Below are 7,898 nucleotides of genomic sequence, written 5' to 3'. Positions count from 1 at the left end.
CGGCTGGCCCGGCTGGCCCGGCCGCGGCGCCCGGGGCGTCGGTCATCCGGCGTCCCGGACGGCGTCGCGCAGCGCGGACACCGCGGTGTCGATCCCGGCCGGGTCGGACCCTGCACCCTGCGCCATGTCCGGCTTGCCGCCGCCGCGGGCACCGAGCGCGGGCGCGATGGCCTTGACGAGGTCGCCGGCCCTGAGTCCGCGATCCTGCGCGGCGGGGCTGACGGCGATGACGAACGGGACCTTGTCCTGCGCCGGGGCGGTGAGGAACACGACCCCGGCGTCCGAGCCGAGCCGTCCCTTGAGATCGGAGGCGAGGGCGCGCAGGTCTCCCGCGGCGCCGCCGGGGGTGCTGTGTGCGAGGAACCGGATGCCGCCGAGGTCCTCGGCCGAGTTCAGCAGGTCGCCGGCCTGGGCCGCGAGCTGGGAGGCCCGCAGGGATTCGAGCGCCTTCTCGGCCTCACGCAGTTTGGCGGTGAGGGCGGCGACGCGATCGGGCAGCTCGTCGGTGGGCGCCTTGAGCGAGGCGGCCAGCCCGGACACGAGCGCCCGCTCGCGGGCCTGGTGGCGATAGGCGTCCATGCCCACGTAGGCCTCGACGCGCCGGATCCCGGAGCCGACGGACGCCTCCCCCAGCAGGCTGACGGGCCCGATCTGTGCGGAGCTGGACACGTGGGTCCCGCCGCACAGTTCCATGGAGAAGGGTCCGCCGATCTCCACCACGCGGACCCGGGAGCCGTAGTTCTCGCCGAATAGGGCCATGGCGCCCATGCGCTTGGCCTCCTCGAGGGTGGTCTCCACGGTGTTGACCCCATAGTCGGCGTCGACGGCGGTGTTGGTGACCTCCTCGACCTGCGCCAGGACGTCGGAGGGGATCGAGCCGGACCAGTTGAAGTCGAACCGCATGTAGCCGGGCTTGTTGAGCGAGCCTGCCTGGACGGCCTCCGGGCCGAGGATCTGCCGCAGTGCGGCGTGGACGAGGTGGGTGGCGGAGTGGCCCTGGGTGGCGCCCTTGCGCCACTCGGGGTCGACGGCGGAGGTGACGAGCTGACCGGCCTCGGCCTCGCCGCCGGTGAGGACGCCCTTGTGCACCCAGAGCTTCTTGCCGATCTTCTGGACGTCGTCGACCCGCATCTGGAAGCCGGCGGTGGAGATCATGCCGCGGTCGCCCAGCTGTCCGCCGGACTCGGCGTAGAACGGGGTGCGGTCGAGCAGGAATTCCACCGCGTCCCCCTCGCGGGCGACGTGGACGGCCTCGCCGCCGGAGACGATGCCCAGCAGCCGCGACTCGTCGGTCAGGTCGGTGAAGCCGGTGAAGACGGTCTCGCCGGCGTCGAGGAAGTCACGGTAGACGGACAGGTCGGCGTGGGCGTGCTTCTTGGCCCGGGAATCGGCCTTGGCGCGGGCGCGCTGCTCGGACATGAGGGAACGGAAGCCCTCCTCGTCCACCTGCAGCCCGGCTTCGGACGCCATCTCGAGGGTGAGGTCGATCGGGAAACCGTGCGTGTCGTGAAGGGCGAACGCCTGGCGGCCGGTGAGCACCGCGGCGCCCGACGACCGGGCGTCGGAGGCGGCGCGCTCGAACAGCTGCGTCCCGGACTCGAGGGTCTTGAGGAACGCAACCTCCTCGGCCACCGCGATCCGCTCGATCCGGTCGTACCCGGACACGGTCTCGGGGAACGACGGGCCGATCGCGTCGCGGACGGTGGCCATGAACTCGGCCATCGTCTCGCCGGTCGCCCCGAGCAGGCGCACGGAGCGGACGATGCGACGCAGTAGACGGCGCAGGATGTACCCGCGGCCCTCGTTGCCGGGCGTCACGCCGTCGGAGATGAGCATGTAGGCGGTGCGGGCGTGGTCAGCGATGACCCGGAACCGCACGTCGGCGGCGCCGTCCGCACCGTACTTCGCGCCGGACAGTCGCTCGGCGGTCTCGATGACCGGGCGCAGCAGGTCCGTCTCGTAGACGTTCTCCACGCCCTGGAGCAGGAACGCGACGCGCTCGACGCCCATGCCGGTGTCGATGTTCTGCTTGGGCAGCGGGCCGAGGATCTCGAAGGCGTCCTTGCCGGTGCCCTCCCCTCGCTCGTTCTGCATGAACACGAGGTTCCAGATCTCGATGTAACGATCCTCGTCGGCCTCGGGCCCGCCGTCCACCCCGTAGGCGGGCCCACGGTCGTAGAAGATCTCCGAGCACGGTCCGCACGGGCCGGGCACGCCCATGGACCAGTAGTTGTCCGCCATACCGCGGCGTTGGATGCGCTCCTCGGGCACCCCGATCACGTCCCGCCAGATGCCGTGGGCCTCGTCGTCGTCGAGGTACACGGTGACCCACAGCAGCGCGGGGTCGATCCCGAACCCGCCGGCGTCGACCGGGGTGGTCAGCAGCGACCACGCATGCCGGATGGCGCCTTCCTTGAAGTAGTCGCCGAAGGAGAAGTTCCCGGCCATCTGGAAGAAGGTGTTGTGGCGGGTGGTGATGCCCACCTCCTCGATGTCGAGGGTGCGCACGCACTTCTGGATGGAGGTCGCGGTGGCGAACGGCGGGGTCTCCTGGCCGAGGAAGTAGGGCTTGAACGGCACCATCCCGGCGTTGACGAACAGCAGGTTGGGATCGTCCAACACCAGAGACGCACTGGGGACCTCGGCGTGGCCGGCCCTGACGAAGTGCTCGAGGAAGCGGCGCCGGATCTCATGGGTCTGCACTGGGGGCCTCACTGGTCGTCTACTGGTGGTCTCGGGCGAGGTCCCAGCCTACCGCCGCGCCCGGGCGGGACCGGGAACGAGGTGGGCCGGGACGGACCTGACGACGACGACGAGGTGGGCGGCCCCGGGAACGCCAGCGGGCGCCCACCCGGCCGAACCGGCGAATGGGCGCCCGGTGCAGGGCGGGCCCTGCCTGATGGACGGTCAGCGCGGCATCGGGGGCAGGACGATGCCGAAGTTGGCGGCGGTGATGAACGCCTCCCGGGGCAGGAGCCCCATGCTGTGTGCCCCCGTGCCCCAGACCCCGATCGAGGTCGCGACACTGACGAGCGTGGACAGGAGATAGGCCATAGTTTCCTCCAGGGTGAGCGGCGTGATTAAAGTGCCTGGTCAAGCACTTATTAACGATACTCACATATTTCTCAAGAACTGGCTACGTCTCTGTTCGTATGATCTTGCGGAGCTTGTCCACCCGCGCACCCAGCTCCCGCTCGTGCCCGTGCGGGCTCGGCTCGTAGTAGTCACGCCCCACCAGCTCGTCGGGCGGGTACTGCTGCGCCACGACCCCGGCGGGCGCGTTGTGGGCGTAGCGGTAGCCCACCCCGTTGCCGAGGCCCTTCGCCCCGGCGTAGTGGCCGTCCCGTAGATGCTTGGGCACCTCGCCCACCCCGCCCGCGCGGACATCGGCCATCGCTGCGTCGATCGCGGCGATGACCGCCTTGGACTTGGGGGCCGTGGCGAGGTGGATGGTGGCCTGCGCCAGCGCCAACCTGCACTCCGGCAGTCCGACCTTCTGCACGATCTCGGCGGCGGCCCCCGCGGCCAGCAGCGCGGTGGGGTCGGCCATCCCGATGTCCTCACTGGCGTGGACCATGAGGCGCCGGGCGATGAACCGCGGGTCCTCCCCCGCGACCAGCATCCGCGCGAGGTAGTGCAGGGCGGCGTCCACGTCGGACCCACGGATGGACTTGATGAACGCGCTCGTGACGTCGTAGTGCTGGTCCCCGTCGCGGTCGTAGCGCACAGGTGCGGCGTCCAGGCTCAGCTCCACGATCTCCGGGGTCACCACCCCGTCCTCCGCGGCCCCCGCCGCCGCCTCGAGGATCGTGAGGCTGCGTCTGGCGTCGCCCCCCGACAGTCTGACGATGTCCTCCACCGCCTCGTCCGTCAGCTCGACCTCGCCGGCCAGGCCCCGCTCCTCGGCCACCGCGCGCCTCAGGACGCCGGCGACACCCGCGTCGTCCAGCCCCCGGAGCTCGGCGATGAGGGATCGACTCAGCAACGGGGCGATCACGGAGAAGTGGGGGTTCTCCGTGGTCGCGGCGACCAGGAGGACGATGCCGTTCTCCACCGCGGCGAGCAGGGCGTCCTGTTGGCTCTTGGAGAACCGGTGCACCTCGTCGATGAACAGGACCGTGCGCTGACCGTGCACCTGGCGGGTGCGGGCGTCGTCGATGACCGCGCGGACGTCCTTGACCCCCGCGCTCAACGCGGACAGCGCCACGAAGTGCCGACCCGAGGTGCTCGCGACGAGGTTCGCGAGCGTCGTCTTCCCGGTACCCGGCGGACCGTAGAGGATCAGCGAGGAGCCGCCGCGCCCCTCCACCAGCCGCCGCAGCGGGGAGTTGGGCCGCAACAGGTGCTCCTGGCCGATCACCTCGTCGAGACTCCGTGGCCGCATACGCACGGCCAGCGGTGCGGACGGGTCCACGTCCCCCGCCGCGGGCGGGAGGGGCGCGTGTCCGCCCGCGTCCCCGGCGGCGAACAACCCGGCATCGTCTGTCACGCCGACCAGGCTACCGGCGGGCCCGGATTCCGACCCCCGGGTGAACATTCGGCGTCCGATCACCGAAAGTGCGGGCAGCCCTCGTCGTCGTCGGGTTCCCTGGTGGTCAGCTATGCCACGTCCCCCGCCGGGCACACCGACCCGCCAGCCACCACCCGACCGTCAGGACCCCAGCCCCATGTGCCGCGACGACAACCCCACCCACGGACCCACACTCACCCGTCGTGAGGCGCTCGCCGGCGCCGGCATGGTCGCCGCCGCCGGCGCCGTCGGGGTGACCCTGCTCGCCGACCCCGCCCCCGTGTGGGCGAACCCGGTGCGCCCGGTGGCCGACGACCTCGACGTCTACGTGATCGTCACCGACGGCATGCGGCCCGACGAACTCAACCCGGCCCAGGCGCCCACCCTGCACCGATGGGCCTCCGAGGGGACGCGGTTCACCGACGCCTCCTCCGTGATGATCGCCGAGACCCTGCCCAACCACGCCGCCATGGTCACCGGGGTGCTGCCCGCGCGCAACGGGGTGCCCGCGAACGCCATCTGGGACCACGCGATCGGGGACGAGAGGACCCTCGACCGGCCCGACGACCTGCGGGCGGCCACCGTGCTGGACCGCATCCGGACCGAGGCGGGTCTGACCACCGCGAGCGTGCTCAGCAAGGACTACCTACACGGCCTGTTCGGTGGCCGCGCGAGCGTGCAGTGGGCACCCTTCCCGCTGGTGCCGGTCACCGACCACTCGCTCGACTGGTTCACCGTCGAGGCCCTCAAGCAGACCATCACCGACCACGCCCCGCGGATGACGTTCGTCAACCTCGGCGACATGGACCGCTTCGGCCACATGGACCTGTCCGGCACCTCACTGCGACTGGCCCGCAACCAGGCGGTGTACAACTCGGACCACAAGCTGTGGGACCTCGAGCAGTTCCTGCGGTCCACCGGCCGGTGGGAACGGTCGGTGCTCATCGTGCTGGCCGATCACGGCATGGACTGGTCGGAGCCACTGCGCCTCATCAGTGCCGCCGGCGCGATCGACGCCGACCCCGCGCTGCGCGGGCGCGTCGGGATCGCCCAGAACGGGGGCGCCGACACCTTCGCCCACCTCGGCCCCGCCGGAGAACGCGAGGCGACCCTGGCGCGCCTGCGTGAGGTGGTCGGCGCGCTCCCGGGCGTCAACCGCCTCTACGATCCGGCCGAACTCGACCTGGGCGAGCGCGGTGGCGACCTCGTGGCCACCTGTCATCCGGGATGGCGGTTCTCCGACCCCACCCCGTTCTCCAACCCCATCCCCGGCAACCACGGACACGAGGTCACGCTCGGCATCCCGTTCTTCATCGCCGGCGGGCACCGGATCGTCCGCCGGGGGCAGGTCGTCGACCGTCCCGTGCGCACCCTCGACGTGGCGCCGACGGTGGCCCGGCTGTTCGGACTCGACCATTCCGGGATGGACGGGCGCCCGGCGCTCGAGGCGTTCCACCTCTGAGACGCCCGGGGCCGCCCGCCTCGGGTACTACCCGGCTGCGGCCCCGTCCTGGGCGGCCTGCCCGCGCTGGACCGGCTTGGCGTCGATGCCGGACTCCTTGCGCTGCTGGGTGGTGATCGGCGCGGGGGCGTCGGTGAGCGGGTCGACCCCGCCGCCGGACTTGGGGAAGGCGATGACGTCGCGGATGGACTCGGTTCCGGCCAGCAGCGCACAGATGCGGTCCCAGCCGAAGGCGATGCCACCGTGCGGCGGGGCGCCGTAGGAGAAGGCGTCGAGCAGGAACCCGAACTTCTCCTGCGCCTCCTCCTGCGAGATGCCCATGACGCCGAAGACCCGCTCCTGGACGTCCTTGCGGTGGATACGGATCGACCCGCCACCGATCTCGTTGCCGTTGCACACGATGTCGTAGGCGTAGGCCAGCGCCGATCCCGGATCGGTGTCGAACGTGTCGAGGTGCTCGGGCTTGGGTGAGGTGAACGCGTGGTGCACGGCGGTCCACGCACCGGAACCGACGGCCACGTCGCCGGCGGCGGTGGCGTCGTCCGCGGGCTCGAACATCGGGGCGTCGACGACCCAGGTGAACGCCCACCGGGTGGGGTCGATCAGGCCGAGCTTCTCGGCGATCTCGCCGCGTGCCGCACCGAGGAGCGCCCGGGTGGACTTGACCGCTCCGGCGCCGAAGAAGATGCAGTCCCCCGGCTCCGCGCCCACGTGCGCGGCGATCCCGGCGCGCTCGGAGTCCGACAGGTTCTTGGCGACGGGGCCGCCCAGCTCGCCGTTCTCACCGACGAGGATGTACGCCAGGCCCTTGGCGCCTCGCTGCTTGGCCCACTCCTGCCAGGCGTCGAGCTGACGACGGGGCTGCGACGCCCCGCCCTTCATGACGACCGCGCCGACGTATGGCGCCTTGAACACCCGGAACGGGGTGTCGGCGAAGAACTCCGTGCACTCGACCAGTTCGATGTCGAACCGGAGGTCGGGCTTGTCCGAACCGTAGCGACGCATCGCCTCGTCGTAGGTCATGCGCGGGATGGGGGTCGAGATCTGATACCCGGCCGTGGCCCACACCTCGGTGAGGATCTCCTCGGCCACGGCGATCACGTCGTCCTGGTCGACGAAGCTCATCTCCACGTCCAGCTGCGTGAACTCCGGCTGCCGGTCGGCGCGGAAATCCTCGTCCCGGTAGCAGCGGGCGAGCTGGTAGTACTTCTCCATCCCGGCCACCATGAGCAGCTGCTTGAACAGCTGCGGCGACTGCGGGAGAGCGTAGAACGTCCCCGGCTGCAGGCGGGCGGGCACGAGGAAGTCGCGGGCCCCCTCGGGCGTCGAGCGGGTCAGCGTGGGCGTCTCGATCTCCACGAAGTCGTGACGGGCCATGACGCCCCGCGCCGCGGCGTTCACCTCGGACCGCAGGCGCAGTGCGGCGCCCGGGCCCTCACGCCGCAGGTCGAGGTAGCGGTGACGGAGGCGCGCCTCCTCGCCGACCTCGTCGTCGAGCTGGAACGGCAGGGCCGCGGCCTCGCCGAGCACCTCGAACGAGGTCACGTCGATCTCGACCTCGCCCGAGGCGAGGTTCGGGTTCTCCGACCCCTCCGGGCGGCGGTCCACCACGCCGGTCACGGCCACGCAGTACTCGTTGCGGAGGCGGTGTGCGCGCTCGGCCACGTCCTCCGAGCGGAACACCACCTGGCAGACGCCGGTCGCGTCGCGGAGGTCGACGAAGATGACCCCGCCGTGATCCCGGCGGCGCGCGACCCAGCCGGCCAGGGTGATGGTCTCCCCTGCGTCGGCGGCTCGGAGCTGGCCGGCGGAATGGGTGCGCAGCACTGCGGTTGTCCTCTCGTCGGGAAAAGTCGTGTGGTCGGCGAACTCCGGAACGGACCCACCGCCGGATGAGCGGTCGGCCCCGGGTTCGGACGAGGGACA

At 71.3% G+C, this 7,898-nt stretch carries 5 protein-coding genes; 1 reads left to right on the top strand and 4 read right to left on the bottom strand.

The window, feature by feature from the left end; translation table 11 throughout:
- Positions 1-42: 42 nt before the first annotated feature.
- From alaS to Q2K20_RS07970, 3 genes are all read right to left on the bottom strand, one after another.
- Positions 43-2,703 (bottom strand): alanine--tRNA ligase, encoded by a 2,661-nt coding sequence (gene alaS, locus Q2K20_RS07980; protein WP_269501480.1) that lies wholly within the window; start codon positions 2,701-2,703, stop codon positions 43-45.
- 204 nt (positions 2,704-2,907) lie between these two features.
- Positions 2,908-3,054, bottom strand: coding sequence for a hypothetical protein (locus Q2K20_RS07975; protein ID WP_167457804.1), 147 nt, complete (start codon positions 3,052-3,054; stop codon positions 2,908-2,910).
- Between the two features lie 82 nt (positions 3,055-3,136).
- Complete coding sequence (locus Q2K20_RS07970; protein ID WP_096905415.1) at positions 3,137-4,537, bottom strand: replication-associated recombination protein A; 1,401 nt, start codon at positions 4,535-4,537, stop codon at positions 3,137-3,139.
- 130 nt (positions 4,538-4,667) lie between these two features.
- Here Q2K20_RS07970 and Q2K20_RS07965 point away from each other — a divergent pair, with 130 nt between their 5' ends.
- Complete coding sequence (locus tag Q2K20_RS07965) at positions 4,668-5,972, top strand: alkaline phosphatase family protein (RefSeq protein WP_269501469.1); 1,305 nt, start codon at positions 4,668-4,670, stop codon at positions 5,970-5,972.
- Positions 5,973-5,999: 27 nt separating this feature from the next.
- On the opposite strand, the gene aspS is transcribed toward Q2K20_RS07965, so the two are convergent.
- Positions 6,000-7,799 (bottom strand): aspartate--tRNA ligase, encoded by a 1,800-nt coding sequence (gene aspS / locus Q2K20_RS07960; RefSeq protein WP_269501466.1) that lies wholly within the window; start codon positions 7,797-7,799, stop codon positions 6,000-6,002.
- Between the last annotated feature and the right edge of the window lie 99 nt (positions 7,800-7,898).

It is taken from the genome of Dietzia sp. IN118 (assembly GCF_032905965.1).
Taxonomy (GTDB): Bacteria; Actinomycetota; Actinomycetes; order Mycobacteriales; family Mycobacteriaceae; genus Dietzia; species Dietzia kunjamensis.
The sequence above is the reverse complement of the archived record's forward strand: the minus strand, read 5'-3'. Positions and strand labels throughout refer to the sequence as shown.